Annotated in this window: 26 protein-coding genes, 1 tRNA gene and 2 rRNA genes (1 of these 29 running past the window's edge); 11 read left to right on the forward strand and 18 right to left on the reverse strand. The window is 64.7% G+C overall.

The window, feature by feature from the left end; all coding sequences use genetic code 11:
* Positions 1-1,284: ribosomal RNA gene (locus tag ACP156_RS24180) — 23S ribosomal RNA — on the forward strand (it extends 1,535 nt beyond the left edge of the window).
* 120 nt (positions 1,285-1,404) lie between these two features.
* Positions 1,405-1,519 (forward strand): 5S ribosomal RNA (gene rrf / locus ACP156_RS24185).
* 139 nt (positions 1,520-1,658) lie between these two features.
* On the opposite strand, the gene ACP156_RS24190 is transcribed toward rrf, so the two are convergent.
* Positions 1,659-2,903: a glycosyltransferase family 2 protein gene (locus tag ACP156_RS24190; RefSeq protein WP_425053921.1), complete on the reverse strand. Its 1,245-nt coding sequence runs from the start codon at positions 2,901-2,903 to the stop codon at positions 1,659-1,661.
* Positions 2,904-2,951: 48 nt separating this feature from the next.
* Between ACP156_RS24190 and ACP156_RS24195 the strand changes: the two genes are divergently transcribed.
* Positions 2,952-3,524: a dTDP-4-dehydrorhamnose 3,5-epimerase family protein gene (locus tag ACP156_RS24195; RefSeq protein WP_425053922.1), complete on the forward strand. Its 573-nt coding sequence runs from the start codon at positions 2,952-2,954 to the stop codon at positions 3,522-3,524.
* Between the two features lie 82 nt (positions 3,525-3,606).
* Positions 3,607-3,683: transfer RNA gene (locus ACP156_RS24200), tRNA-Met, on the forward strand.
* 105 nt (positions 3,684-3,788) lie between these two features.
* On the opposite strand, the gene rfbA is transcribed toward ACP156_RS24200, so the two are convergent.
* The 5 genes from rfbA to ACP156_RS24225 all read right to left on the reverse strand — a co-directional run bounded on the left by rfbA (position 3,789) and on the right by ACP156_RS24225 (position 8,501).
* Complete coding sequence (gene rfbA, locus ACP156_RS24205) at positions 3,789-4,667, reverse strand: glucose-1-phosphate thymidylyltransferase RfbA (RefSeq protein WP_425053923.1); 879 nt, start codon at positions 4,665-4,667, stop codon at positions 3,789-3,791.
* A complete protein-coding gene (gene rfbD / locus ACP156_RS24210) occupies positions 4,664-5,509 on the reverse strand; it encodes a dTDP-4-dehydrorhamnose reductase (protein WP_425053924.1) in 846 nt (281 codons plus the stop codon). The genes rfbA and rfbD overlap by 4 nt, the downstream gene beginning before the upstream one ends.
* A complete protein-coding gene (rfbB, locus tag ACP156_RS24215; protein WP_425053925.1) occupies positions 5,506-6,561 on the reverse strand; it encodes a dTDP-glucose 4,6-dehydratase in 1,056 nt (351 codons plus the stop codon). Before rfbB ends, rfbD begins: the two co-directional genes overlap by 4 nt.
* The gene (gene rfbC / locus ACP156_RS24220) at positions 6,558-7,133 is read right to left on the reverse strand and encodes a dTDP-4-dehydrorhamnose 3,5-epimerase (RefSeq protein WP_425053926.1); all 576 of its coding nucleotides are present in this window, start codon (positions 7,131-7,133) and stop codon (positions 6,558-6,560) included. The genes rfbB and rfbC overlap by 4 nt, the downstream gene beginning before the upstream one ends.
* Positions 7,134-7,247: 114 nt before the next feature.
* Positions 7,248-8,501, reverse strand: a complete 1,254-nt coding sequence (locus tag ACP156_RS24225; RefSeq protein WP_425053927.1) for a DNA polymerase IV — start codon at positions 8,499-8,501, stop codon at positions 7,248-7,250.
* Between the two features lie 159 nt (positions 8,502-8,660).
* Here ACP156_RS24225 and ACP156_RS24230 point away from each other — a divergent pair, with 159 nt between their 5' ends.
* The 4 genes from ACP156_RS24230 to ACP156_RS24245 all read left to right on the forward strand — a co-directional run bounded on the left by ACP156_RS24230 (position 8,661) and on the right by ACP156_RS24245 (position 12,054).
* Positions 8,661-9,716 carry a class I SAM-dependent methyltransferase gene (locus tag ACP156_RS24230; RefSeq protein ID WP_425053928.1) on the forward strand — a complete coding sequence of 352 codons (1,056 nt, stop codon included), beginning with the start codon at positions 8,661-8,663 and terminating at the stop codon, positions 9,714-9,716.
* A 7-nt stretch (positions 9,717-9,723) separates the two neighbouring features.
* Positions 9,724-10,173: an NUDIX domain-containing protein gene (locus ACP156_RS24235; protein ID WP_425053929.1), complete on the forward strand. Its 450-nt coding sequence runs from the start codon at positions 9,724-9,726 to the stop codon at positions 10,171-10,173.
* Positions 10,174-10,584: 411 nt separating this feature from the next.
* The gene (speB, locus tag ACP156_RS24240) at positions 10,585-11,541 is read left to right on the forward strand and encodes an agmatinase (RefSeq protein ID WP_425053930.1); all 957 of its coding nucleotides are present in this window, start codon (positions 10,585-10,587) and stop codon (positions 11,539-11,541) included.
* Positions 11,542-11,655: 114 nt separating this feature from the next.
* Complete coding sequence (locus ACP156_RS24245) at positions 11,656-12,054, forward strand: DUF3775 domain-containing protein (RefSeq protein WP_425053931.1); 399 nt, start codon at positions 11,656-11,658, stop codon at positions 12,052-12,054.
* Positions 12,055-12,066: 12 nt separating this feature from the next.
* On the opposite strand, the gene ACP156_RS24250 is transcribed toward ACP156_RS24245, so the two are convergent.
* The 8 genes from ACP156_RS24250 to ACP156_RS24285 form a co-directional block, all read right to left on the reverse strand.
* On the reverse strand, positions 12,067-13,506 hold the full coding sequence (locus tag ACP156_RS24250) for an ArnT family glycosyltransferase (protein ID WP_425053932.1): 1,440 nt from the start codon (positions 13,504-13,506) through the stop codon (positions 12,067-12,069).
* Positions 13,499-13,813: a lipid-A-disaccharide synthase N-terminal domain-containing protein gene (locus ACP156_RS24255; RefSeq protein WP_425053933.1), complete on the reverse strand. Its 315-nt coding sequence runs from the start codon at positions 13,811-13,813 to the stop codon at positions 13,499-13,501. The genes ACP156_RS24250 and ACP156_RS24255 overlap by 8 nt, the downstream gene beginning before the upstream one ends.
* Positions 13,810-14,529 (reverse strand): glycosyltransferase family 2 protein, encoded by a 720-nt coding sequence (locus ACP156_RS24260; RefSeq protein WP_425053934.1) that lies wholly within the window; start codon positions 14,527-14,529, stop codon positions 13,810-13,812. The genes ACP156_RS24255 and ACP156_RS24260 overlap by 4 nt, the downstream gene beginning before the upstream one ends.
* A 108-nt stretch (positions 14,530-14,637) precedes the next feature.
* Positions 14,638-15,669 carry a LacI family DNA-binding transcriptional regulator gene (locus ACP156_RS24265; protein WP_425053935.1) on the reverse strand — a complete coding sequence of 344 codons (1,032 nt, stop codon included), beginning with the start codon at positions 15,667-15,669 and terminating at the stop codon, positions 14,638-14,640.
* Positions 15,670-15,788: 119 nt separating this feature from the next.
* Entirely contained in the window at positions 15,789-16,184 is a 396-nt protein-coding gene (locus tag ACP156_RS24270; protein ID WP_425053936.1) for a rhodanese-like domain-containing protein, read from the reverse strand.
* Between the two features lie 13 nt (positions 16,185-16,197).
* The gene (locus ACP156_RS24275; protein WP_425053937.1) at positions 16,198-17,793 is read right to left on the reverse strand and encodes a gamma-glutamyltransferase family protein; all 1,596 of its coding nucleotides are present in this window, start codon (positions 17,791-17,793) and stop codon (positions 16,198-16,200) included.
* Positions 17,794-18,103: 310 nt separating this feature from the next.
* The gene (locus tag ACP156_RS24280) at positions 18,104-18,559 is read right to left on the reverse strand and encodes an ATP-binding protein (RefSeq protein ID WP_425053938.1); all 456 of its coding nucleotides are present in this window, start codon (positions 18,557-18,559) and stop codon (positions 18,104-18,106) included.
* 10 nt (positions 18,560-18,569) lie between these two features.
* Positions 18,570-18,914, reverse strand: a complete 345-nt coding sequence (locus ACP156_RS24285; RefSeq protein WP_425053986.1) for an STAS domain-containing protein — start codon at positions 18,912-18,914, stop codon at positions 18,570-18,572.
* A 139-nt stretch (positions 18,915-19,053) separates the two neighbouring features.
* Here ACP156_RS24285 and ACP156_RS24290 point away from each other — a divergent pair, with 139 nt between their 5' ends.
* Positions 19,054-19,518 (forward strand): GAF domain-containing protein, encoded by a 465-nt coding sequence (locus ACP156_RS24290; RefSeq protein ID WP_425053939.1) that lies wholly within the window; start codon positions 19,054-19,056, stop codon positions 19,516-19,518.
* Positions 19,519-19,569: 51 nt separating this feature from the next.
* The gene (locus ACP156_RS24295; protein ID WP_425053940.1) at positions 19,570-20,229 is read left to right on the forward strand and encodes a pseudouridine synthase; all 660 of its coding nucleotides are present in this window, start codon (positions 19,570-19,572) and stop codon (positions 20,227-20,229) included.
* Between the two features lie 19 nt (positions 20,230-20,248).
* Here the strand turns inward: ACP156_RS24295 and hspQ are convergent, their stop codons facing one another.
* Positions 20,249-20,575 (reverse strand): heat shock protein HspQ, encoded by a 327-nt coding sequence (gene hspQ / locus ACP156_RS24300; RefSeq protein ID WP_425053941.1) that lies wholly within the window; start codon positions 20,573-20,575, stop codon positions 20,249-20,251.
* 230 nt (positions 20,576-20,805) lie between these two features.
* Between hspQ and ACP156_RS24305 the strand changes: the two genes are divergently transcribed.
* Positions 20,806-21,384, forward strand: a complete 579-nt coding sequence (locus tag ACP156_RS24305) for a lytic transglycosylase (RefSeq protein ID WP_425053942.1) — start codon at positions 20,806-20,808, stop codon at positions 21,382-21,384.
* 69 nt (positions 21,385-21,453) lie between these two features.
* Here the strand turns inward: ACP156_RS24305 and ACP156_RS24310 are convergent, their stop codons facing one another.
* From ACP156_RS24310 to ACP156_RS24320, 3 genes are all read right to left on the reverse strand, one after another.
* Positions 21,454-22,056, reverse strand: a complete 603-nt coding sequence (locus ACP156_RS24310; protein WP_425053943.1) for a LolA family protein — start codon at positions 22,054-22,056, stop codon at positions 21,454-21,456.
* A 102-nt stretch (positions 22,057-22,158) separates the two neighbouring features.
* On the reverse strand, positions 22,159-23,196 hold the full coding sequence (locus ACP156_RS24315) for an SH3 domain-containing protein (protein WP_425053944.1): 1,038 nt from the start codon (positions 23,194-23,196) through the stop codon (positions 22,159-22,161).
* 160 nt (positions 23,197-23,356) lie between these two features.
* Entirely contained in the window at positions 23,357-26,542 is a 3,186-nt protein-coding gene (locus tag ACP156_RS24320) for a DNA translocase FtsK 4TM domain-containing protein (RefSeq protein WP_425053945.1), read from the reverse strand.

Here is a 26,542-nt window from a genome sequence, read left to right on the forward strand (position 1 = left end):
GACAGTTCCTGGAAATAGCCCTCCATCAGACCGTACCCTAAACCGACACAGGTGGACTGGTAGAGAATACCAAGGCGCTTGAGAGAACGATGTTGAAGGAACTCGGCAAAATACCTCCGTAAGTTCGCGAGAAGGAGGCCCGGCTCAAGAGGGTCGGGGGCACAAACCAGGGGGTGGCGACTGTTTACTAAAAACACAGGGCTCTGCGAAGTCGCAAGACGACGTATAGGGTCTGACGCCTGCCCGGTGCCTGAAGGTTAAAAGGAGGAGTGCAAGCTCCGAATTGAAGCCCAGGTAAACGGCGGCCGTAACTATAACGGTCCTAAGGTAGCGAAATTCCTTGTCGGGTAAGTTCCGACCTGCACGAATGGCGTAACGACTTCCCCGCTGTCTCCAACATCGACTCAGCGAAATTGAATTGCCTGTCAAGATGCAGGCTTCCCGCGGTTAGACGGAAAGACCCCGTGCACCTTTACTACAGCTTCACACTGGCATCAGGCACAACATGTGCAGGATAGGTGGTAGGCTTCGAAGCAGGGACGCCAGTCTCTGTGGAGCCATCCTTGAGATACCACCCTTGTTCTGCTTGATGTCTAACCGCGGACCGTTATCCGGTTCCGGGACCCTGTGTGGCGGGTAGTTTGACTGGGGCGGTCGCCTCCCAAAGAGTAACGGAGGCGCGCGAAGGTTGGCTCAGAGCGGTCGGAAATCGCTCGTTGAGTGCAATGGCAGAAGCCAGCCTGACTGCGAGACTGACAAGTCGAGCAGAGTCGAAAGACGGCCATAGTGATCCGGTGGTCCCGAGTGGAAGGGCCATCGCTCAACGGATAAAAGGTACGCCGGGGATAACAGGCTGATGGTGCCCAAGAGTCCATATCGACGGCACCGTTTGGCACCTCGATGTCGGCTCATCTCATCCTGGGGCTGGAGCAGGTCCCAAGGGTACGGCTGTTCGCCGTTTAAAGAGGTACGTGAGCTGGGTTTAGAACGTCGTGAGACAGTTCGGTCCCTATCTGCCGTGGGTGTAGGATACTTGAGAGGAGTTGCCCCTAGTACGAGAGGACCGGGGTGAACGATCCACTGGTGGACCAGTTGTCATGCCAATGGCAGTGCTGGGTAGCTATGATCGGAAAGGATAACCGCTGAAGGCATCTAAGCGGGAAGCCCCCCTCAAAACAAGGTATCCCTGAGGGCCGTGGAAGACCACCACGTCGATAGGCCGGAGATGTAAGCGTGGCGACACGTTCAGTTGACCGGTACTAATGGCCCGATAGGCTTGATTTGATCCAGTAGTAGACAGACCAACGTCAATACTGATCAAAAGCATACGCCAAAGGATAAAGTCCTTGGCTTGGATCCTGATGTGTAGCTCGCAACAAAAATGCGAGCAGGGTTTTTCCTTGGTTTGGTGGTCATAGCACGAGCGAAACACGCGATCCCATTCCGAACTCGACCGTTAAGCGCCGAAGCGCCGATGGTACTGCGTCTTAAGACGTGGGAGAGTAGGTCACCGCCAAACCTAGAAAAAACCCAATCTCAATACGATACAAATACACACAAAGCGCGCCGAATAAGGCGCGCTTTCGCGTTATGGGGGCATCTCTTGCATTGAAGGTGTCCGGCCTATGAACACTCGGTCAGAAGAGAGCCGCCAGCCTTTATTCCATACCTTCAAGCTCACGCGTGAACTTCGTAACCCACTTCGCTTCCGCCCATTTGCTGCGGGCGGTGTCGAGGATGGCACGTGCCTCGTTCAGCTGGCCGGCCGTCAACAGAAGCCGAAGCCTCAGACGGCACGCCAGTTTGGCCAGTCCAAGTTCCTCCACCCGATCCACGCCACTTAGTGCCAGTTCTGTGTCCTGGCGGGCGAGCTCGGTGAAAACTCCGGTAGCAATGCGGTCGTTCGCAAGGACGAGTTCGCGGACCCGGTCGGAAAAAGGAAGGCCCTGTTTCAAACAGCGTGCGAGGGCCCAGCAGGTTTCCAGTTGCTCAAGTTGCATCGTCGTCACCGGAAGGCGCATCGGCGCGCCCGCGACGGCAATGGAGACACGAGCATCGGTTGCAGAGGGCTGAAGCCCGATTGCGGCCATCCCACCGTCAAAGGTGTCAGCTTCCGTCGCACCCTCATACGCGAACAGGGCACGCGCGCAGTTGAACCCGATTTGAGCGGATGCGCGGACACGGTCCATGTAGCCGGGGGCATTCACCTTCGCCAAGAAGGGCTGAAGTTCGGTCAGGCGGGCGAGGGGCGTCATCGCACGTCGCTCTCCTGTTCCGGTCAGTTTGAGATAGGTCGCGTAGGCGCTGCTGGCCCGCCGGATTTGCGGATTGCGAAGGTATTTCAGCCACATCGTCTTGTCCGATGGATGGCCCTCTTTCGCTGGCGTCCAGCCGGACGGAAGCGAAAGGTAGGCGCTGCGCCGCACGGCTACGTTGTTCAGGCCGCCAGCGACCATGGTGGCGGGCGAGCCGGACGCAAGCTTTGCCGCCATGTCGCCACTTTGGTTTGCGAACCGCCAGACGGCCCTGCCATTGGGCCGGATCGTGAGTTCCGATGCCATGGCCCAGTCGGCGTCGGCCAGCATCCGCTGCATCGTCTCAAGATGACGGTTAGACCAGATATCGTCGTCTCCCATGTGGCAGACGAATTCCGAATCTGACTCGCGGATGACCGGGTCGCGGTAGGCTTCACCGAAGTGGGCACCCTTCGGATGCTCGATGTACCGGATGCGCTTGTCGCGGCGCATGAAGCCTTCGACGATCTCGGCCGTTCGGGGCGGTGCGCCATCGCCGATCACAACCAGTTCCCAGTCCTTCTCGCGCTGCGCGAGGGCCGCAGGGATGGCGGCAAGCAGCGTATCCGCGTGATCGTGGGTCGGGCAGATGATGAGCGTTCTTGCCATGGCGTTGCTCCCGTGACTTGTTGAACTCATTAAGCGAGGGAGCCAGACATGACCACTAGGGCCAGACACCAGCCGCGTGTGGGCTTCCATGTTCAGCCTGCGCGGATCCACGGCGTCTGGCGGCTGCAGCCCGAGCCGATCGAGGACAGCCGAGGCTTCTTCGCCGAGACCTACCGCACCAGCGCTGTCGAGGAAATCCTTGGCCGTGCCTATAGCTTTGCCCAAAGCAACCACTCTCGGTCGCAGGCCAATACGCTGCGCGGCTTCCGGTCCGAGCCGTGGGACAAGCTGATCTACATCCCCCGGGGCACTGCCCTTTGTGTCGTGGTCGACCCGCGCCCCGACAGCCCGACATTCCGGCAGCACGAGAGCTTTATGCTGGGCGACGCGCCGGGGCAGCGCGAACGGCTTTTGATTTCGCGGGGGCTTTGCAATGCCTTCTATACGCTGACCGAGACCGACTATCTGAACGATGTTTCGAAGGAATTCGACGCCTCGGTCCGCAGGGGGTTTCGCTGGAATGACCCCTCGCTTGGAATCGAGTGGCCCTGCACGGACCCGCTGTTGTCCGAGTCGGACCGGATGTTGCCGGACTTTGAAAGCTATTTGTCAGGCCATTGAAAGAATTAAGAATTTTTCGTCGAAAAAACGGGCAGAAGCCCTTGCAGTCACCCGCGCATAGGCATATTACACCCGGACTTGGCGCGGGATGGAGCAGCCCGGTAGCTCGTCAGGCTCATAACCTGAAGGTCGTAGGTTCAAATCCTACTCCCGCAACCAAAACCAAGCAGAGACGCACAGTCTTTCAAGCCCGCCACTTCGGCGGGCTTTGCTTTTGTGGGTATCAGGAACGCAAACGGGCGCAGCCGTCCTGATCTGAACGCGTCACTGGCCCTCGGCCAGCCGCGCGAGATAGGCGCCGTAGTCGGTCTTGCGGAACGTCTCGGCGTGCTTCTTCAGTTGCGCGCGATCGATCCAGCCGGCGAGATAAGCGATCTCTTCCGGACAGCCCGATTGCATCCCCTGCCGCACAGACAGCGTCCGAACGAAGTTGCCCGCGTCCAGCAGCGAGCCGTGGGTGCCGGTATCCAGCCAGGCGTAGCCCCGGCCCATCTTCTCGACCAGCAGCGAGCCGTCCTTGAGGTAGGTCTCGAGCAGGGACACGATCTCTAGTTCGCCACGGGCCGAGGGCTTGATCGTCTTGGCCCGCTCGGGCGCTTCGCCATCAAGGAAGTACAGGCCGGTGACGGCATAGTTCGACGGCGGCACCTCGGGCTTTTCGATGATCTCGCGCACCGTGCCGTCGGGAGCGAAGTCCACCACGCCATAGCGTTCGGGATCGGCGACGTGATAGCCGAAGACTGTGCCGCCCTTTTCGCGCGCGGCGGCGCGCAGCAGGATCTCGGGCAGGCCGTGGCCGAAAAAGATGTTGTCGCCCAGCACCATGACCGACGGCGCGCCGTCCAGAAAATCCTCGGCCAGCAGGTAAGCCTGCGCCAGCCCGTCGGGCGAGGGCTGTTCGATATACTCCAGCGTCAGGCCCCACTGGCTGCCGTCGCCCAGCAGGCGTTTGAACTGGGGCTGATCCTGCGGCGTGGTGATGATCGCGATCTCGCGGATACCGGTCAGCATAAGCGCCGTCAGCGGATAGTAGATCATGGGCTTGTCGTAGATCGGCATGAGCTGCTTCGAAACGGCCATGGTCAGCGGGTAAAGCCGTGTGCCGGAGCCGCCGGCGAGGATGATGCCTTTGCGCGCGGTCATGCGTTCTCCAATTCCTTCAGTATGTCAGTCAGCTCCGCCTTCCAGTCCGGGCGTTCGACCCCGAGCCGGCTCAACGAGCTGCAATCCAGCCGCGAATTGTGCGGGCGTTTGGCCGGGGTCGGATAGGCGCTGGTGGGGATGTCCTCGACCACTACGTCACGACCGGCCTGCCGGAAGATCTCGCGGGCGAAATCCGCCCAGCTGACGTCGGGCGCGCCGGCGAAATGATAGGTGCCCGAAACGGACGGGTCGGCTTTCAGGGCGTCGACGGCGGCAAGGCAGGCGGCGGCGAGCGGTCCGGCAGGGGTCGGTCCGCCGATCTGGTCGGCGACGATGGTCAGCTTGTCGCGTGTCTCGGACAGCCGCAGCATCGACTTCACGAAGTTCGCGCCGTGGGACGAGACCACCCACGACGTCCGCAGGATCACGTGCGGCCCGTTCACAGCGCGAATGCCCAGTTCGCCAGCCAGCTTGGACTGGCCGTAGGCATTGATCGGGCCGGTGGCCGCGTCGGGCGGTGTCGGGGCGTCACCGTCGCCCGGAAAGACATAGTCGGTCGACATATGCACGAACGGAATGCCACGCGCAGCGCAGGCGGCGGCCATCTCGGTCGGCGCTTCGCCGTTGATGGTCATCGCAAGATCTCGTTCTTCCTCGGCCTTGTCGACGGCGGTATAGGCCGCGGCGTTGATCACCGCCGAAGGCTCGGCTAGGTCGATGATCGCCTTCAGGTCCTGCGGACGCGACAGGTCCGCCTCGCTGCGGCCAACGAACCGTGCATCGGAAGCGCGGCGGGCGAGTTCGCGGGCGACCTGGCCGGACTGTCCGAAGACAAGGATCATGCCGCGCCCCCGGTACCCAGCCGCTGGCCGACACCGTGGCGCGACTGCAGCTTGCGCCACCACGCCTCGTTGTCGAGGAACCAGCGCACGGTTTTCTCCAGCCCTTCCTCAATGGTCACAGAGGGCCGCCAGCCCAGCTCCTCGCGGATGCGGGTCGGGTCGATGGCATAGCGCGCGTCATGGCCGGGGCGGTCGGTGACAAAGGTGATCTGGTCGGCATAGCTTCCGCCGTCCTTCGGCTGCAGCCGGTCGAGAATACCGCAGAGTGTCTTGACCAGTTCCAGGTTCGACCGTTCATTCTCGCCGCCGATGTTGTAGCTGCGCCCGATCTCGCCCTTCTGCACCACCAGCAGCAGCGCGTCGGCGTGATCCTCGACGAACAGCCAGTCCCGTACGTTGGACCCGTCGCCATAGATGGGCAGCGGTTTCCCGGCCAGAGCATTCAGGATGATCACCGGGATCAGCTTTTCGGGGAAATGGTACGGCCCGTAATTGTTGGAGCAGTTGGTCAGGACAACCGGCAGGCCGTAGGTCTCGTGCCAGGCGCGCACAAGATGGTCGGATGCGGCCTTCGATGCGGAATAGGGACTGCGCGGGTCGTAGGGCGTGGTCTCGGTGAACTGCACCGACGGGTCGGCGGGCAGGCTGCCGAACACTTCGTCGGTCGAGATATGGTGAAACCGGAAATCGTCGGGCTTGCCGGCGTCCTGCCAATAGGCGCGGGCGGCTTCCAGCATGTTGAACGTGCCGGTGATGTTCGTCTCGATAAAGTCCGAAGGGCCGTCGATCGAGCGGTCCACGTGGCTTTCGGCGGCAAGGTGCATGACCGCATCGGGCTTGTGCTCGGCGAACACCCGGTCCAGCTCGGCGCGGTTGCGGATGTCGACCTGCTCGAAGGCGTAGCCCGGATCGGTCGCGGCATCCGCGACGTTGTCGAGGCAGGCGGCATAGGTCAGCGCGTCGACGTTGACGACCTGATGGCCGCGCGCGACGGCAAGCCGGATGACGGCAGAGCCGATGAACCCGGCGCCGCCGGTGACGAGAAGTTTCACGAGCCTTGCTCCGTGTAGGTGAACGGCGTGTCGAAGTCAGCGAGTGACTGTGCCTTGGCGTCCTTGTCGGACAGCACAGGCTCGACGCCGGTGTCGGGCCACGCGATACCGATGTCGGGATCGTTCCAGCGCACCGCGCCGTCACATTCCGGCGCGTAGAAATCCGAGCACTTGTAGACGATCTCGCAATCCGGCTCGAGCGTCATGAACCCGTGCAGGAAGCCTTCGGGCACCAGAAGCTGTTTGCCGTTCTCAAAGCTTAGCTCGGCGCCGGTCCACTGGCCGTAGGTCGGGCTGCCCCGGCGGATGTCGACGGCGACGTCGAAGATGCGGCCGCGCCCGCACCGGACAAGCTTGGCCTGCGCGTGGGGCGGCGACTGGAAATGCAGGCCGCGGACGGTGCCGGTGGTGCCGGACAGAGAGTGATTGTCCTGCACGAAACGGATGTCGATGCCTGCGTCGGAGAAGACCCGTTCGCTGTAGCTTTCACTGAAGAACCCGCGATGATCGCCGAACCGGCGCGGCGTGATGATGTAAACGCCGTCCAATGATGTCGTCTGAAATTCGGCCATAAACCCTGAAATCCACGTGTTGTCGGTACCGGCTCTCCCCAGCGCGAACCCTAGGGGATGAACACGGAACGGTCCATCACGCATCCGGGGAAATACTGTGGCAATCAAAGGGCCTTAACGCAGCGACCGGCCCTTGACGATCGCATCGGGGCCAAACCGTTGCCGGATCGCGTCGGTCGCGCGCTCGGCGTCGGCGCGGCGGCCCGCCTGCGGGTCCAGCAGGTCGCCAGAGCGGTCGGCGGTCTCGTCGCCCGACAGGTGCGAGATCCCGACCCCAAGCAGGCGATACGGGCCCTGATCGCCGACGTGGTCGAACAGGTCACGTGCGGTGCGATAGATCCGGTCGGCGATCTGCGTCGGATCGGTCAGTTGCGATTGCCGCGTCAGGATGCGGTGGTTCGCGCGCTTCAGCTTCAGCGTCACCACGCGGCCCGCCTTGCCCTTCGCCTTGGCGCGGTCCGACACCTTCTCGGAAAGCCGCCAGATATGACCGTCCAGCACGTCGGGGTCCGAGGTATCCTCGTGGAAAGTCGTCTCGTTCGAGATCGACTTGACCGGCGCGTTGCGCGTGACCCGCCGGTGATCCTCGCCACGGGCAAGGTGGTACAGCCGTTCGCCCATCGACCCGAACCGCGCGACAAGCTGATCCTTGTCCCACCGTTTCAGGTCCGCGAAGGTCCGGATTCCCGCCGCTTCGAGACTGCTGCCGGCGGCAGCTCCGACGCCCCAGATCAGCTTTACCGGCCGGGGGTCAAGGAAGTCCTGCGTCTCTGCCTTGCCGATCACCGCGAAGCCGTGCGGCTTGTCGAGATCGGACGCGACCTTGGCGAGAAACTTGTTGTGCGAGAGGCCGATGGAACCGGTAATCCCCAGTTCGGTCTTCATACGCTTCGTCAGCCGCGCCAGCAGCACAGCCGGGGGCGCGTGGTGCAGGCGCGCGGTGCCGGTCAGATCCAGAAACGCCTCGTCCAGCGACAGTGGCTCGATAGAGGGCGTCAGCTCCTCCATCATCTCGCGCACCTGTTTCGAGACCTCGACGTATTTCTCCATCCTGCCCTTCACCACGACGGCCTCGGGGCACAGCTTCAGCGCCTGAAACATGGGCATCGCGGACCGAACGCCCTTGATCCGCGCGATGTAGCAGGCGGTGGACACGACGCCCCGCCGTCCGCCACCGATGATCACCGGCTTGTCGCGAAGCTCGGGATTGTCGCGCTTTTCGACCGAGGCATAAAAGGCGTCGCAGTCCATATGCGCGATGGACAGATCCCATAGTTCCGGGTGCGACACGATACGCGGCGACCTGCAAGACGGGCAGCGGGGGCCGGTCTCGAAACGGGTCAGGCAATCTCGGCAAAGGGCGGGCATGCGTGCTGTCCGATTGGGCACAAGGCGGGTTCGGTGCCCAGAATAGCGTGGCCGCGATCCGGACGGGAGAGGGGATCGCCCTTCCCGCGCGCCAAGGGTTGCACGCGGGCAGGGCGGGGGGGCAGTATGCGCCCGGTTGAACCCGGCTGGAGAATTCCCGTGCGCATTCAGGTCGTTGCATTCGACACACCCGTCGATGCCTTCTTCGCCTTCCGGTCGGCGCAGGCGCTTCTGGCCTTCGCGCCGGATGCCGAGGTCGAAATCGCCGTGCAGGGCGAGCCCGGCAGCGTGTGGGAGGGGTTCCGCACCGCCCTGCCGGGTGTCGCGGTTGTGGGCGGCCCGGCCGCGACCGGGGCCGTGCCTGCCGGTGCGCTGCTGCGACCGGGTGCGGCGGTCGACTATCCGGAGACGGCGCTGACCGCTTGGCTGTCCGACCCAGGCACGCCGCCCGGCGACGTGGGCGGCTATCTCGATATCCGGGGCCGGATCAACGCGGTCGGCCTTCTGGATCTGCGCCACGTCGATGAAGCCTTGCGGCCCGAGGCGCGCGTCATGAACCGCGCCTTCCGGTCCGAGTTCGAGAACCGGTTGTTCTGGTCCTATCGCTATGCCGTGAACCCGGAACTGGGCAGCGGCAAGGGGTCTCGCGGGATCTACGTCACGGTCAAGCGGCGCTGCCTGAAGCTTGCGGGGATCGAGGACGCGGAAAGCATTCTGGACGTCGGCTGCGGCGACCTCGAGGTGGTGCATGCACTGTCCCTGAACGGCTATCTTGGCCTCGACCTTGCCGAAACCGCGCTGGACCGGGCGCGGGCGTTGCGGCCAGAGTGGTCGTTCGAGGTTGGAATGGTCGATCCCGAACGGCATGGCCCGCGCGACATCGTCCTTTGCCTTGACGTGCTGATCCATCAACGCGACCCGAATGCCTTCGCCGCGCTGATCGACGGGCTGGTTGCTGCAACGGGGCAACGTCTGATCGTGTCGGGCTACGAAGCCTCGGCCGGGCCGGGCTATATGATCGGCTTTCACGGCCCGTTGTCCGAGGCGCTGGCCGCAACCGGCGCATTCGAGCGGATCGTGACGGTCGCCCGCTATCGTGGCACGTCGCTGATCATCGCCGACCGTGCGGGAAGCGAATTCCCCAAGGCGCAGCCGCTGGACACGCTGGAAATCGGCGAGATCATGTTCGACCACCTCGACGGTCTGGGGCTGTAGGCGCGCCATGGTCGCGGGCGAGGACAACGCGCAGGACTTCGACGGCGCCAAGCTTGCCGTGATGTGCGACGGCGTTGTGCTGTCCTTGATGCGCGACAATCGCCCGGACATCCCCTTTCCCGGCCTGTGGGATCTGCCCGGCGGCGGGCGCGAAGGGGACGAGACCGCCGAAGACTGCGCGTTGAGAGAGACCCTCGAGGAAACCGGCCTGCGGCTTGACCCTGCGTGGATCGTCTGGAAGCGGCTTTATCCCAACGCCAACGATCTGAAGGGTCCCCGGCGCTGGTTTCTTGTGGCCGAGGTGCCGGCGGACGTGATGGCGTCCGCGCGCCTTGGGGACGAAGGGCAGGCGTTACGGTGGTTCGGCGTGGCAGAGTTCCTGTCGCGTCCTGACGCGATCCCGCATCTGCAGCGGCGGCTCAGGGATTTTCTGACCGGACGGGCGGAACGCGGCTAGGCAAAAAATAGGGGTTCCGCGCCACCGGGATGGGGACTGGTGGACGCGAAACCCCCGGTCCCCATCAAAGGGGAACCTTTCGGGCCTATGGGAGACTGTCTACCGGGACCGAGAGGCCGGAAGATGCCCGAAATTACCAACACACACCGGGTCCGATGCCATTCTGGTTCCGACGCATACAAGCCGGAACACGGGATGAATGCGGCAACGCGCGATGACCCTGTACAACAACTTACTCGTTACTTGTCCGGCCGTTTCCGAACCGGGATATCCACAGCCACGAAGGGTTTCGCAGGAAGTTTCAAAAAAGATGGAAAAAATTTTCGACGCGCGGAAACGCATTCCGGTCGGTTGCGTTGCGGGTGTGGGGGCAGGTGCTAGGCTGACGCCGACAGACGACAGGAGCCCTTGATGAGCGACCCCTTCTTTCACCCCGTGTCGGGCTTTGACCTGCCCCGTTTTGCCGGCGTGCCCAGCTTCATGCGGCTGCCTGTGGTTCCGCCCGGCCATGACCGGTTCGGCGAGGTGGACATCGGCGTGATCGGGGTTCCGTGGGACAGCGGAACGACGAACCGCCCCGGTCCGCGTCACGGTCCGCGCCAGTTGCGCGATGCGTCGACGATGATCCGGGCCGAAAATGGGGCGACGAGCGTCCGACCGTTCGAGGCCGTGAACTGCGCCGACCTTGGCGATGTCGGGCCGAACCCCGCGGATATTCAGGACAGCATGACGCGGATCACCGCGTTCTACGACCAGGTGACAGACGCGGGCATCCGTCCGTTGACGGCAGGCGGCGACCACCTGTCCAGCCTGCCGATCCTGCGCGCCCTGGCAAAGGACGCCCCGCTTGGGATGATCCACTTCGACAGTCATACGGACTTTTTCCATTCGTATTTCGGGGGCCAGATGTACACCCACGGCACGCCCTTCCGCCGTGCGGTGGAAGAAGGATTGCTGGACCCGAAACGGGTGATCCAGATCGGGATCCGTGGCAGCGCCTACGACACCGAGGACAAGGACTTCGCCCGTGCCAACGGGGTGCGCATTGTCGAGATCGAGGAATTTTTCGCGCGCGGCATTCCCGACGTGATGGCCGAGGCGCGCGACGTGGCCGGCGACAAGCCGACTTACGTCAGCTATGACATCGACTTCGTCGATCCGGCTTTCGCACCGGGCACGGGCACGCCCGAGGTTGGCGGGCCGAACTCGTTCCAAGCGCTTTGCGTCGCGCGGGAACTGGCAGGCGTCGATATCGCGGGCGCCGACCTTGTCGAGGTCTCGCCGCCCTTCGACGCTTCGGGCGGAACGGCGTTCCTTGGTGTGTCGATCATGTTCGAGATGTTATGCGCCATGGTCGGGCGCGACTGACCGCACACGAATTCGTGCGCTGCAATCGGGGATGGACAAGCCACCTTTTGCGCCAGATCATGGTCTCAACCCCACGCTCGCGAGAGTGTTGGACCGAAGAAAGGAGCCGAAACAATGGCCGAGATGCAGATTTCCGCACGCCGCGTCGCGCACGTTATCTTCCGTGCCCGCGAGCTGGACGCGAAAGTCGGTCGCTGGGACAGCCCCGGCGACTCGATCGATTCCGACTCGATCCTCGAAATGCGCCGCGGTGACGCCACCGAAACCGAGCTGCGCGAGTTCATCGAGAACCTGCCCGAGGACCAGCAGGCAGAGCTTGTGGCGATCATGTGGATCGGACGCGAGACCTTCGAGGCCGAGGAATGGGACGAAGCGGTGCAGACTGCCGTCAGCGAACGCACCGGCCCGACCTCGACCTACCTGCTGGGCATCCCGATGCTGCCCGACTACCTCGAATCCGGGCTGGAAAAGCTGGATGTCGACGTGTCCGAAGTCGAGGAAGACTTCCTGTAATCCCGCATCGCCTCAGGGCGTCGCGATACACAGCCCCGGCAACAGGAACAGCTCTTGCGGATGGTCGCGATATGCGCCGTCCGTGGGGGCCATTTCGGCAAGGTTCATCGCCTCTGCCGGGCAGGGCGGCTCTGACCCCTGCGGCAGCACCAGCAGCACGTCGCCGCCGTCGGCGCGGTACGGATACTTCAGCGCGTAGTGATGCGGCGCGCGGCCCTCTGGCGGAACCGCGTACATGCGGATGCCTGCGTCGCGCCCGGTATAGAACAGGTCGGCGAGGATATCGCGGTTCGACGCCACGATGGCGCCCACGCCAAGGTCGCCTGCGATGTCGATGATCGTTTCGCTCATCTCGGCGCGGCCAAGATAGCGTGACAGAAGCTGCTCGCCGTTCCAGGTAAAGCTTGCGGGCATCACGCTGGCGATGGGCAGCAGCACGCAGAAGAAGCCGTTGATCGCGAAGGACGTGATCAGCCACGCCCGGTGACGGCGCAGAAGCCACGGCACCGCGACCAGCAGGCCGGCGATATAGGTCGCCGCCGCCCAGTTCGCATAGGCGCGGCTTAGTAGGGCCTGCACGCAGACGATGGCAAGGATCGGCAGCGCGAAGATCAGCAGGAACTGCACCACCGGCGACCGCTTGCGGGCGCGGGCGGCGATGATCAGCAGCGCGGCGAACAGAACCGGCCCGAACACGATGAACTGCGACAGGAAGAACTCGACCAGCCCGCCGAAATTCAGGCTGGCGCGGCTGCCGGGGTCGCGGACCCAGTCGGCATTGTCCAGCGTGTGCGACACGGTGGAAAAGCCGTTCAGCAGGTTCCACAGCAGGTTGGGCGAGATCGTCAGAACGAAGACACCAAGGATGATGCCGACGTTGCGGCGCGTGGGCCGCGCCTCGTGAAAGAAGAACGCCGCCAGCACCGCACAGATCGGATAGTAGATCGCGGCGTATTTCCCAAGGAACGCGAGGCCCAGCAAAAGACCCGTCAACGCCGCGGCCTTGCGGTCCTGCGTGTCGAGCACCTTCAGGTACATCGCCAGCGATCCGGCAAGGAACGGGAACATGATCGTATCGGTCGAGATCAGCAGGCTCGCCAGCGCGACCATCGGCAGCGTTACGTAGGCCAGCGCCGTGAAGATGGCGGCCCGCGTTCCGAACAGCCGATCGGCGATGGCCCCAAGGATCAGCGCCGTCGCGCCGTGGAACAGCGGCGCCGGCAGGCGGACCCAGAAGGTCGCATCCGAGAAGACGGTGAAAAGCCCGATCACCCAGCCGATCAGGGGCGGCTTGGAGTAGTATCCAAGCGCCATCTCCTGACCCCACAGCCAGTACTGCGCCTCGTCGACGAAGAGGTCGGTGCCGTTCAGGGCAAGCAGGACGACGCGGACGAAGGTGATGGCCAAGACGCCCGCGGCTGCGGGGATCAGCCATCGGCGGGTATCAGACACCGCGCTTCTCCGCATGGATCAGCCACAGGTTTCGGGCATAGATCACCACGCCAAGCGACTGTCCCAGCACGAAGACCGGGTCGGCGCGGTACAGCGCATAGGTGAACAGGACCAGCCCGCCGCCCAGCGAGAAATACCAGAAGGCGATCGGAATGACCGAGCGGCGTTCGCGTTCCGATGCGATCCACTGGACAAGGAACCGGCAGGTGAACAGCAACTGCCCGGCCAGCCCGAAGACCACCCACCAGAACTCGGTCAGGGTGTCGACGTGCAGCCAGTTGAACAAAGTCTGCATCGTGTCGTTCATGGGCGCGTTGCCTCTTGCGGTGCGGCCTTCTTGCGGCGGCGGATCAGCCACGCGACCCCGATCAGGTCGTAGATCCCGACAAGCGCGCGCTGAAGGTTGTTATAGTTCGAACTGCCCGATTGCCTTTCCCGGTGCGCGACGTCAACCAGCCGGATGCCCCAGCCGTCGCGCGCGAACAGCGCGGGAAGGTAGCGGTGCATGTGATCGAAGTAGGGCAGCCGTAGGAAGGCTTCGCGCCGGAACCCCTTCAGGCCGCAGCCGGTGTCGCGGGTCCCGTCCTTCAGCGCCCAGCGGCGGATGCCGTTCGCCAGCCTCGACGCCAGCCGCTTGGACCACGTGTCCTGCCGCTTGACGCGCTGCCCGGCGACCAGCCCGACGGACACGTCCTCCATCAACGGCACCCACAGCTTCGCCAGTTCCTCGGGCGGGTTCTGGCCGTCGCCGTCCAGCGTGCAGACAATGGGCGCGCGCGCGGCCAGCACACCGGAATGCACCGCCGCGCTTTGACCGCCCGATGTCGCGTGCTGCAGAAGACGGACCGGGTGGTCTGCCATCAGTTCCTTCGCGCGGGTTGCGGTGGCGTCGGTCGAGCCGTCGTCGACCACGATGATCTCGTAGTCGGGCAGCACGGAGCACGCGGCCGAGATACCCTCGACCAGAGGGCCGATGTTGCCCTCTTCGTTCTTCATGGGAATGACGACCGAAACCGCCGGCATGATACGCCCCAAAACCACTGTGACCCGCGCGTCTGTCGCGCGGCATTAACAGGCCGGACGCCGGATTGTCCACCGCGCAGGCCAAGCGTGCGCGGGGCGCCGCGCGGGTCAGCGCTTGAGCGTCGCGCCCAGTTCGATCGTCGGGGTCAGCACAACCTTCTCGCCGCCACCCTCTTCGCCGCTGGCGCGCTGGGCGATGATCCGGGCCGCTTCACGCCCGATTTCGGCGCGGCAGGCGTCCATGGTGGCCAGCTTGACCGGCAAGCCGTCCAGAAGCTCGACACCGTTGAACCCGGCCAGCCCGACCCGACCGGGGACGTCGATGTTGTTGTCGAGACAGTACATCAAGCCACCGGCGGCGATCATGTCGTTCGAATAATACAGAAACTCGAGATCGGGCGACCGCTTGAGGATCGTTTCGGTCATCTCGCGGCCCTTCAGCAGGGCAGAGCCGCCTTCGTAGAACTCGCGGTCGTGGATCTCGATCCCTTCCTTGGCAAGCGCCTGCGTGAACCCCTCGAACCGTTTCCGGGCGCGGTGGTCCAGCGGCATCTTGGTCCCAAGGAAGCCGATCTTGCGATAGCCTTGCTTGACGATGGCCTGCGCCATCTCGCGGCCGGCGCGACGGTGCGAGATACCGACCATCGCGTCGATCGGTTCGCCGTCGGTGTCCATGATCTCGACAATCGGGATGCCCGCGGATTTCAGCATCGCGCGGCTGGCGTCGGAATGCTCGAGCCCCGCGATGATCACCCCGGACGGACGCCACGACAGCATCTCGTACAGCACCTTCTCTTCGCGTTCGGGCTTGTAGTTGGTGACGCCGAACACCGGCTGGAAATGGGTTTCGTCCAGCACTTCGGAAATGCCGGACAGCACTTCGGGGAAGACGAGGTTTTTCAGCGACGGCACGATCACGGCGACAAGGTTCACCCGCTGCGAGGCAAGCGCGCCGGCGATCTTGTTGGGGACGTACCCAAGCTCGCGCGCCGCTTCGAGAACCTTTTCGCGTGTCGCGGCAGAGACGTCGCCGCGGTTGCGCAGCACCCGGCTGACCGTCATTTCGCTGACGCCCGAAGCCTCGGACACATCGCGCAAGGTCAGGGGACGATTGCCATTCTCGAGATCGTCACTGGCCACTCTTTATCCTCCATCGACTGCGCGTCTGGGGAAAGTAAGCGCCAATTCGTAAACATGCGCAAGCAGTCGCACCATCACGCCCCGGCGGTTTGGGCGATGTGGCGCCCATCTGCCGCATCTCAGCTGCCTTCGGGTGTCTCCACTGGCAGGCCGGCGTCGCGCCATGCCGAGAAGCCGCCGCCGATTTCGGCGACGTTGGTCATTCCGAAGTTTTGCAGCGCATCCGCCGACAGCGCCGACCGCCACGCGCTGGCGCAGAACAGGATCAGCGTCCGGTCTCCCGCCAGTTCAGGTTTGTGATAGGGCGAAGTCGGGTCGATCCAGAATTCCAGCATGCCGCGCGGCGCGTGGAAGGCGCCCGGCACGCGCCCCTCGCGTTTCAACTCGCGCACGTCCCGGATGTCGACAAGCAGTGCGTCGCCAGAGTCGGCTTGCGCCTTCGCTTCTTCGGGTGACAGCGTCGTGATGCGGGCCTTCGCCTCGGCGACAAGCTCTTTCACGGGGCGGATCGGCATGGCGGTCTTCTCCTCAGTAGCCCAACGCGCAGCCGTCCTTGCGGGGGTCCGAACCCCCTTCGAGGATGCCGGTGTCGTGGTCGATGCGGATCGCCTGCGCGCCGCCTATGCCTACGGGCACGGGCTGCAGCTTGTGGCCACGGTCCGAAAGGTCCTGTTTCACCGCGTCGGAATAACCGGCCTCGATGGTCAGCGGGCCGCCCGGTTCGGGGAACAGGCGCGGGCCGTCGATGGCGGCCTGCGGGTCCATGCCGTAGTCGGTCACGTTGGTCAGGAACCGGCCATGGCCGCAAGACTGGTACTGGCCGCCCATCACGCCGAAGGTCATGTGCAATTTGCCGTCGCGGCGCAACATGCCGGGAATGATCGTGTGCATCGGACGCTTGCCGCCTGCCGCCTCGTTCGGGTGGCCTTCCTCCAGCGTAAAGCCGGCGCCCCGGTTCTGGAACAGGATGCCGAACTTGTCGCTGGCAAGGCCGGAGCCGAAGCTGTGGAACACCGAGTAAATCAGCGAGACCGCCATGCGGTCGCGGTCGATAACCGTGATGTAGATCGTATCCCGATGCACCGCCTCGGACAGCGCCGCGGGCGTGGGCATCGCGCGGGCCGGGTCGATCAGCGCGGCAAGCGCCTTGGCGGTGGCCGGGTCCAGCATATGCGCAAGCCGGGTCATGTGGTCGGCATCGGCCATGAACCGGGCGCGGGCGTCATAGGCCAGCTTGGTCGCCTCGGTCTCGATATGCGCGCGTTCCGCGCCGAACGGGTCCAACGCGGCAAGATCGAAGTGCGACAGGATATTCGCAAGCAGCAGGGCCGTGGCCCCCTGACCGTTTGGCGGATGCTCGACCAGATCGGTGCCGCGATAGTCGGTCGACAGCGGGTCGCCCCAAAGGCAGGCGGTTCCGGCGAAATCGTCCAGCGTGTGTGTGCCGCCAAGCGCGTTCAGCGATGCGACCATGTCCTCGGCCACTTCCCCGGCGTAGAACCCGGCGCGTCCTTCGGCCGCGATGCGGCGCAGGACTTCGGCTTGCTGCGGGTGGCGGAAAACGGTGCCGGGCACCGGCGCGCGGCCGTCGCGGCACAGATAGAAGTCGCGCGCGCGTCCTTGCAGCAGCCCCGCCGATTCGTCCCAGTCCCGCGCAACGCGGGGTGCGACGGGAACGCCCTCCTCGGCATAGCGGATCGTGGGGGCCAGCACCTCGTCCAGACCCTTGATGCCGTAGTCGTCGCTAAGCTTGCAGAAGGCATCGATGGCGCCCGGGATGGTCACCGCCTCGACCCCCGTGGTCGGGATCGCGGTCAGCCCCCGGTCGCGCATCTCTGCCGCGTCCAGACCAAAGGGCGCGCGGCCCGACCCGTTCAGCGCGACGATCCGCTCGTCCCCCGCCGGCTTGATCAGCGCGAAGCAATCGCCGCCGATGCCGGTCATCTGCGGCTCGCAGATGCCCAGAAGGACCGCACCGGCGATGGCGGCGTCGACCGCGTTGCCGCCCTGTTCAAGCATGTTGACCGCCACCTTTGCGGCCAGCGGATGCGAGGTGGCGCACATGCCATTCGCCGCGAAGACGGGCGAGCGGCCGGGCGCCTGAAACGAGCGCGGTTGGTTCATGCAGGAGGGCCTTTCCGGGTTTTCGGCAAAGCCTACTGCGTCGCGCGCGGGTCTGGAACCGGAAAAGGCGGGGAAAATCGCCCGGATAGCGGGCAGGGGCTGAACGGTCCCGACAGGGCACATTGGGTGGGGGCTATAATATGCACCCTGCCGGGCTTAGCCATTCAGCTACAATCCCGTTATCCCGCCCGTTGCGGGCTGCGGTGTGACTGACGCAAGGTCATTTCGCGGCGTATCCGGCACGGTTGCCTCGCCCGCGCCGCAATAGTTTACGACCCGCCAACGATTGACGGGGGGCCGGACCACGGGGTCAGGGGCGAGGCGCAAGCGTGATGGACACGCGGTTCGTCCCGCCATGCCGCTGGTAGGTCAGCGCGTCGACAAGATGCCGGATCAGGAACCAGCCGTAACCGCCTTCGGGGGTGTCGGCGGCAGTCCCGGAGGCTTCGGGAAGGCGTCCGGATGGCAAGTTGGCATCCGGCATGGGTCGCCCGTCATCCGTGACGCACAGCACAAGACGTCCGCTGTCCAGCTTCCAGTCGACGGTGATACGACCGTCGGGGACATTCCGCATGGCATGTTCGACCACGTTGTTCAGCACCTCTGCCAAAACAAGCTCGGCCCGAGTGATCAGATCCGGTGGTATGTCGCGCGTCCGCCATTCCGCCACGATCCCCGCAAGCGCTTGGCGTACCTCGGCCAGCGTCGGCGTCAGGTGCCACGGTGGTCGTGGGCATGTCCCCGTTTCGCCGGCGCCGTCCTGCACTGACGACGTTTCAGGGGGCATCGGCCGGCGCTGCCAGCGCCTGCGCCACATCGGCATGGATGGGAAACACGGTATCCATTCGGGTCAGGCTGAACACCTTGGAGACGATGGGGCCAAGCGAGGCGAGTTCCAGCCGTCGGTCGGGAGCAAGATGCTTCATCCCGGCGACGATGGCGCCAAGGCCGGAGGAATCGAGGAATTCCACCGCAGCAAGGTCCAGAACGACCCGGGGTGGCGCGTCGGCGGTCAGATCGCGAAACGCATCCTTGAACTGCACCGCGATCACCGCATCAAGCCGCGGTTCCATCGCGCGCACGATCCGGACACCGTCCCGGTCCTCGGCTTCCAGCTGCATCGGTCCCTCCATCGCCGTGTGTCGGGCAGGTTAGGGCGCAATGGTTACCATCTGGTGAGCGCGGCTCTGGACGCTGCGCTGCGCCGCAAATATCTACGGCGCAGCACAGACCCAACCGGAACCGGACACGGAGCCCGCCATGCGCATCGACTATCCCGCCATCACGAAGACCATCGGCGCGCTGACGGAAGGCGAAACCGACGCCGTCGCCCTGATGGCCACGGTGGCCTGCGAGCTTCACCACTCGGACGAGCGGTTCGACTGGACAGGCTTTTACCGCGTCACCGCGCCAGAGATTCTGAAGATCGGTCCCTATCAGGGTGGTCACGGCTGTCTTGTCATCCCCTTCGCGAAAGGGGTCTGCGGCGCCGCCGCGCGCACCGGTGAAACCCAATTGGTGCCTGACGTCGATGCCTTCCCCGGCCACATCGCCTGCGCCTCGTCCACCCGGTCGGAAATTGTGCTGCCGGTGCGCGACGCGGGCGGCGATATCATCGCGGTGCTCGACATAGACAGCGACCGGCCCGATGCGTTCGACGATACGGATGCAGCGGAACTGGCGAAGATCCTTGTGTCGGTCTTTGCGCGGCCGGGCGTCGCCTGAGCCGCCGCTGGCGGCTTGCGTCCTTGTCTGCGCAGCGCTAGGCCGCCGGTCATGTCCGATGTCTACAACCCGCCCGACACTCCGCTAGAGGTGATCCACGCCGATCACGAGATCCTCGTGGTCGACAAGCCCTCTGGCCTGTTGTCGGTTCCGGGCAAGGGCGAGCACCTTTCCGACTGCCTGCTAAGCCGGGTGCAGGACGCGTTTCCCGAGGCCCTGCTGGTGCATCGGCTGGACCGCGACACGTCCGGCGTGATGATCTTCGCGCTGACGCCCTCGGCCCAGCGGCATCTGGGGCTGCAGTTCGAGAAACGGCAGACCAAGAAAACCTACGTCGCCCGCGTCTGGGGCCGGCTGGAGCCCGCGAAAGGCACCGTGGACCTGCCGCTGATCGTGGACTGGCCGAACCGCCCGTTGCAGATGGTCGATCACGAGAACGGCAAGCCCGCTCATACCGACTGGCGGGTGATGCGGTTCGAAGATGTGAATGGCGCCGAGACAACGCGAGTGCGCCTGATGCCCAAGACGGGGCGAAGCCACCAGTTGCGGGTTCACATGAAGGCGCTGGGCCACGCGATCCTGGGCGACCCGTTCTATGCGGAAGGCCCCGCACGCGACTTCCCGCGGCTGATGCTGCATTCCGAAAGCCTGCGTCTGCGCCATCCCGACGGCGGGGTCGGCGTGACCTTCAAGGCGTCCGTTCCGTTCTGAGAGGGGCGATCCCGCAGGATCAGTTCAGCTGCACCTGCAGCGGATAGTGACCGTCCTCGAAATCGCCGAACAGGTCCGGCAGGTCGGGATGGTCGACAGGTTCGCCGGAGTAATCGGCGACAAGGTTCTGCTCCGAGACGTAGGCCACGTAGTAGCTGTTCTCATTCTCGGCCAGCAGGTGATAAAAGGGCTGCTCTTTCGACGGACGGCTGTCCTCGGGGATCGCACGGTACCACTCTTCGGTGTTGGAAAACATGGCGTCCACATCGAACACGACGCCCCGAAAGGGGTGCTTCTTGTGACGTACGACCTGGCCCAGAGAATACTTGGCGCGCGATTTGAACATAATTTTGCCCCCGTTTCGCCAGATTCTTACCGGAGTCGAGCGCCTGCGTCCATGCAACCGCCCGTAAATTCGGGGAAACAGTCTGTAAGGTCAGGTCCGACAGTGGTTTCGTCGACCTGCGCAATCGCCACGACACGGACGGATTCGTGAAGGGGTCGAAAACAAAATTCCGTTTCGTACGCGTGACTTTTACTTTAGTCTCCATAGGCAAAAGAACACAAGAGGGGCATATGGGCAGGACCCTTCGCGCATTGATACTGCTGGCGTTCGTCGCGTCCTGCGGCGGCGGCAGTGTCGAACCGCCGCGAAATCTGGACAACGCTTGCGCGATTCTCGCAGAGCGTCCGGACTTCAAACGTGCGTTCCGCCGGGCGGAGCGCAAATGGAACGTGCCTGTGCACGTCCAGATGTCGACGATCTACCACGAGTCGAAGTTCGAGGGCGACGCGCGCACGCCGCTTAAGTTCGCGCTGGGCGTGATCCCGATGGGCCGGCTCAGTTCGGCCTACGGCTACAGTCAGGCGCTGGACGGCACCTGGGATGAATACCTTGCCGCCGAAGGGCGCCGGAACGCCAAGCGGGACGATATCCGCGACGCCACCGACTTCATCGGCTGGTACATGACCAATACCGAGCGGCGGCTGGGCATTTCCAAACGCGACGCCCGCAACCAGTACCTTGCCTATCACGAAGGGCAGGCGGGTTATGCGCGGGGAAGCTTCAAGGCGAAGCCGTGGCTGATGCGCTATGCGGACAGCGTGCAGGAACGCGCGATCATGTACGAGATCCAGCTGCGCAGCTGCCGCTAGTTCGCAGGTTCCGGAATGAAAAACGCCGCCCTCGACGGGGCGGCGTTTCGCGTTCGGGGAAGGGCGCGATCAAAGACCGCGCTTTCGGATCTCGTCGGGAATGTTGAACAGACCAACGCGCGGGCTTTGCTCGGTGTCCAGATCGTTCAGCGTGACCGTGGTGCGGGTACCGTCGCCGCTGGTGATGATCCACTGGCGCAGTTCGATCGGCGGGCCGGTGAACTTCAGACGGATGTTGCCGTACTCGGGGTTCTCCGGGTCCTGCGCCACGATCATGGTCGAGGTCCCGTCGTATTCGAACGCGGTCACCATGTTGGCGCGGCCAAGGTTCACGTTCCGCTCCAGAATGATGCTAAGCGGCGTGCGGCGCAGCGGGTACTGTTCGGGCGGCTGGTTCGACTTGTTGTCGAAGATCGCGACCTGCCCGCCGCCGGCGATGACCAGTGCGTCGTTCGGCGGATCGTACTCGAACCGGATCCGCCCGGGGCGGCGGATGTAGATCGTGCCCGTCGCGATAGAGCCGTCGTCATTGATCTGGGTGAACCGGCCCGACGCATCGGTGATCGAGTTCAGGTAGGCCGAGATCTGGTTCAGGTTCAGCGCGTCCGCAGAGGCTTGCTGAACCGATGCCGCCAGAAGCAGCGGCAGAAGGAGGAGGCGAAAGAGTTTCATGCCGCGCATTTAAGCATGTCGGCGCGGGTTTGCACCTGTCGACATTTCACGTTGCGGAGATTCGCCAAGCGCGGCCCGGGGGATAGGGGGCGGATGCCCTTGCTACTCGACCGCGAAGACGACCGAATAGGTCACATCGGCGTCGGTCCGGTTCGTGATCTCGACGATGTGGTCGCCGGACTGTGTCAGCTCTGCCGCGTAGTCGCGGATGCTGGAGAGCCGATCCTGCAACACGGTGCTGTCGGGGTTGATGATCCGGTAGGTGATCGGCGGCCCCTCGGGGACCACGCGGATGTTCAGCGTCTGGCCGCTGTACGCTTGCAGCACATAGCGGCGCGAGTCGCCGGGCGCGAGAAGCCCCAGCAGTTCCGCACCGGGCGAGCCCGCCGCGACATCGACACGGGTGTCCTCGGGCGCGCCCGCGGGGGCGGACATCGGCAGCGGCATCGACGACGCGTCCGCCTCGACCACGTAATCGCCAGAGACCCAGCCTTCGATTTCCGGATCGGTCAGCGTCAGGACATTGCACCAGCGCCCGCCGTCCACCATCCGGCACCCGAGGTTGCGCAGACCCTGACCGTTGGGAAGCCCGGCCAGCACCGCCGACGAGGACGTGGGGCTGGCGCGCAGGTTCAGCGAACCGCCCGGAGAGACGGACACGGCAAATACATCGGGGCCGCCCCCCAGCGAGTCCGCGAAGTCGCCGGCAAGCACTTCGTTGGCCGCATTGTCGACCGAGATATTCAGCGTGAAGTTAGAGGTTTCGCCCTGCCGCGCGGCGGCGCGGTACAGGTAGACCGTCACGGTGTATTCGCCTGTTTGCGTCAGGGTGCGCGACCAGTCGTTCGGCGGACTGGTGAACTCGCCCACGGCCAGCGCCTCGTCGCCGGGACCACGCCCGGGCGCGTAAAGGTTGAAGTAGGTGGACGGATTGTCCGAGGTCAGGGTGACCCGCACCGTTTGCCCGACCTCGGCGTTGAACCGGAATTCGGCGGTCTCGTCGCCGGTGACGGCTTCGCTGATCGTGGTGATGTCGGCCCCGTCAGGCACTCTGGCGCCAAGGGTGAGATCCTGCGCGGTGGCAGGCAGGCCCGCCACGGCAAGCACAACGGCAGCAAGAAGGGTTCTGGACCAGATCATTTTCGCCCCCTCGGCATTGCCTGTCCCACGTCAGGCCGAAAACTGACTTCAGGTTAATAACGCGAACCGGACAGTCAATGCGGCACACGCCCCGCGAGGTGCGGAGCGTGTGAGAGGGTTTGCCGATGTTGTGGGCCGCCCGCCGTCGCGGCGGCTGGCGTCAGTGCTGTTCGGGCACCAGGATCTCGCGCTTGCCGACGTGGTTCGCGGTGCTGACCACGCCCTCTTCTTCCATCTGCTCGACCAGCCGCGCGGCCTTGTTGTAGCCGATGGCCAGCTTGCGCTGGATGTACGAGGTCGAGCACTTGCGGTCCTTGATCACGATGGCGACGGCCTGATCGTACAGCGCGTCCTCGCCGCCGGTGTTGCCGCCAAGGCCAAGCACCAGGTCGATGTCGCTTTCCTTGTCGTCGTCCGGCCCTTCGACCACGCCGCCGACATAGTCCGGCGGGCCGTAGGCCTTGAGGTAGTTCACGATTTCCTCGACCTCTTCGTCCGAGACGAAGGGTCCGTGGACGCGGGTGATCTTGGCGCCGCCCGCCATGTACAGCATGTCGCCCATGCCCAGCAGCTGCTCGGCGCCCTGTTCCCCGAGGATCGTGCGGCTGTCGACCTTCGAGGTCACCTGGAACGAAATCCGGGTGGGGAAGTTCGCCTTGATCGTGCCGGTGATGACGTCCACCGACGGGCGCTGCGTTGCCATGATCAGGTGGATGCCCGAGGCCCGCGCCATCTGCGCAAGGCGCTGGATGCAGGCTTCGATCTCCTTGCCCGCGACCATCATCAGGTCGGCCATCTCGTCGACGATGACGACGATATAGGGCAGTTTGACCGGACGGAATTCCTCGGTCTCGAAGATCGGGTCGCCGGTCTCGTCGTCAAACCCGGTCTGGACGGTGCGGCTGAACATCTCGTTGCGGCTCAGCGCGTCGGCGACGCGGCCATTGAAGCCCTCGATGTTGCGGACGCCCATCTTGGACATCTTGCGATAGCGCTCTTCCATCTCGCCCACGACCCATTTCAGCGCGACGACGGCCTTCTTGGGGTCGGTGACCACAGGGGACAGCAGGTGCGGGATGCCGTCGTAAACCGACAGTTCCAGCATCTTCGGGTCGATCATGATCAGGCGGCACTCTTCCGGTGTCAGCTTGTACAGCAGCGACAGGATCATGGTGTTGATCGCGACCGACTTACCAGAGCCCGTGGTCCCGGCGATCAGCAGGTGAGGCATCTTGGCGAGGTTCGCGACAACCGGGTCGCCGCCGATGTCCTTGCCAAGCGCCAGCGGCAGGCGCTGGTTGCCGTCGCCGAAGTCGCGGGTGGCGAGGATCTCGCGCAGCACGACCTTCTCGCGGTTCGCGTTGGGAAGTTCGATGCCGATGACGGACCGGCCGGGCACTGTCGAGACGCGGGCGGACAAGGCCGACATCGAGCGGGCGATGTCGTCGGCAAGGCCGATCACGCGGCTGGCCTTGAGGCCGGGCGCCGGTTCCAGTTCGTACATGGTGACCACGGGGCCGGGACGGACCGAGACGATCTCGCCCTTCACGCCATAGTCGTCCAGCACGGTTTCCAGCATCCGCGCGTTCATCTCCAGCGCCTCGTCGCTGAGATGGTGGCGTTCCACCTCTACCGGGCTGGAAAGCAGCGACAGCGGCGGGTTCTGATAGTCGTCGGCCGGATCGTCGAATTGCAGCGCCGGCTGGGCTTCGGCCTGCGCCTGACGCGACGGGGCGGTCTTGCGGTGCGTGTGCTGGACCATGCCGCGCGGGTCCGGACCCGGGGCAGGGGAGGCGGCGGGCATCGTCGCGGCAGAGGCCGGCGCGGCCTCGCCACGGCGGATGACCTCGGGCGCGGGCTCGGCGTGACCCTGCGCGTCATAGGCCACCGGCTCGCGATGCGGATGGAACTCCGGCGCGTCGAAGGTGCCTGCGGGCTCGGCCTCGATCCGGTACTCGGCTACGGGCTGCGGTGCCGAGGCACGGGCGGGCGCCTCGGGCGCTGCGGCGTGGACCGGACCGGTACGGACGCCGGCCTGCGTGGCGGCGTTGTGCATCGCCTGGCGCTGGGCCACGGCGGCGGACACGGCGGACATGCCGGGCGCGCGCAGCGGCGGTTCCTGCATCTGCGCGGCGGTCACCGGCGGCTCTGGCGGCAGCATGTTGGGGTTGTTCAGCAGCATCGGGCGCGGGCCATGGCCCCGGCCACGGGTCAGCGACGGCTCGGCGCGGGCAGACGAGCCCAGCCCCGGCACATGACGGACACGGGTGCGGATCACGTCGGCGATCTTCGACTTGATGCGGTCCTCGGTGGGGCCGTCGGCGTCGTCGAAGTCCAGCGGCTGCGGTTCGACCAGTTCCGGCTCGGGCTCCGGCTCGGCGCGCTTCATCAGGCCGGGCAGGCGGATGCGCAGGCCGCCTTTGGGCTCGGGCTGCGGCGCCGGCTCTGCGATCAGCATGTCCGGTTCGTCGTAGTCGTCCGGTTCGGGCGCTTCGATCTCGAAGTGTTCATCGACCGGGCGGCGGGCGACCAGCGGTGCGCTGCGGGTCATGCGCGGCGCGATCTCGATCTCGGCGGCAAAGGCGGCTTCCTCGGCGGCGGCCTCTTCGGCGGCAAGGCGGCGGCGCTCGGACCGTTCGGCGCGGGCGGCTTTCATCGCCGAAGCGCCACGGACGGCGCCGTTCAGCGCCCCCGACGCGCCGCGACCGGCAAGGGTCATCAGGCTGGCATAGGCAAGGACGACGCCATAGCCCATGAACCGCGCGGTGGCGCGCAGTTCCGGCACGGTGAAGCCGAGTACGAACAGCGCCATGGCGACGGTGCCTGCCGCGAACAGCAGCGCAAGGAACTTCAGTCCGAAGGCGGCGCCAACGGGCACGACACCCAGCACCGCACCCAGCACGGTATCGCCGAACAGACCGCCAAGGCCGAAGGAATGGGTCCAGACCGAGCTGGGAACGTGGGTCGACGCGTAGACCGAGGCAACCGCGATGGCGATCGGGGCGAAGATCACGCGGCCAATCGCGCGGTCAGACCCCTTGTGCAGCACAAAGCGGAGACCCCATGCGCCGAATACCAGCGGGAAGCCCCATGCGCCGAAGCCCACGATGATGAACAGCGGCGAGGCGATGGAAGCCCCGAACCGGCCCAGCAGGTTCTGCGCGGGTTGGTCGGTGGCTGACAGCCACGAGGGATCGTCGGGCACGTAGGATCCAAGGATCATCGCCGAAAGCAAACCGAGTATCAGAAGCGCGACGCCCAGCAGTTCCTTGCCGCGGCGTTCGATAATCGCCTGCGTCTTGCTGTCGAAAAGGCGCTCTCGCTGTCTGACCTGATAGGAAGCCAT

It is taken from the genome of Psychromarinibacter sp. S121, from assembly GCF_049801035.1.
Lineage (GTDB): Bacteria > Pseudomonadota > Alphaproteobacteria > Rhodobacterales > Rhodobacteraceae > Psychromarinibacter.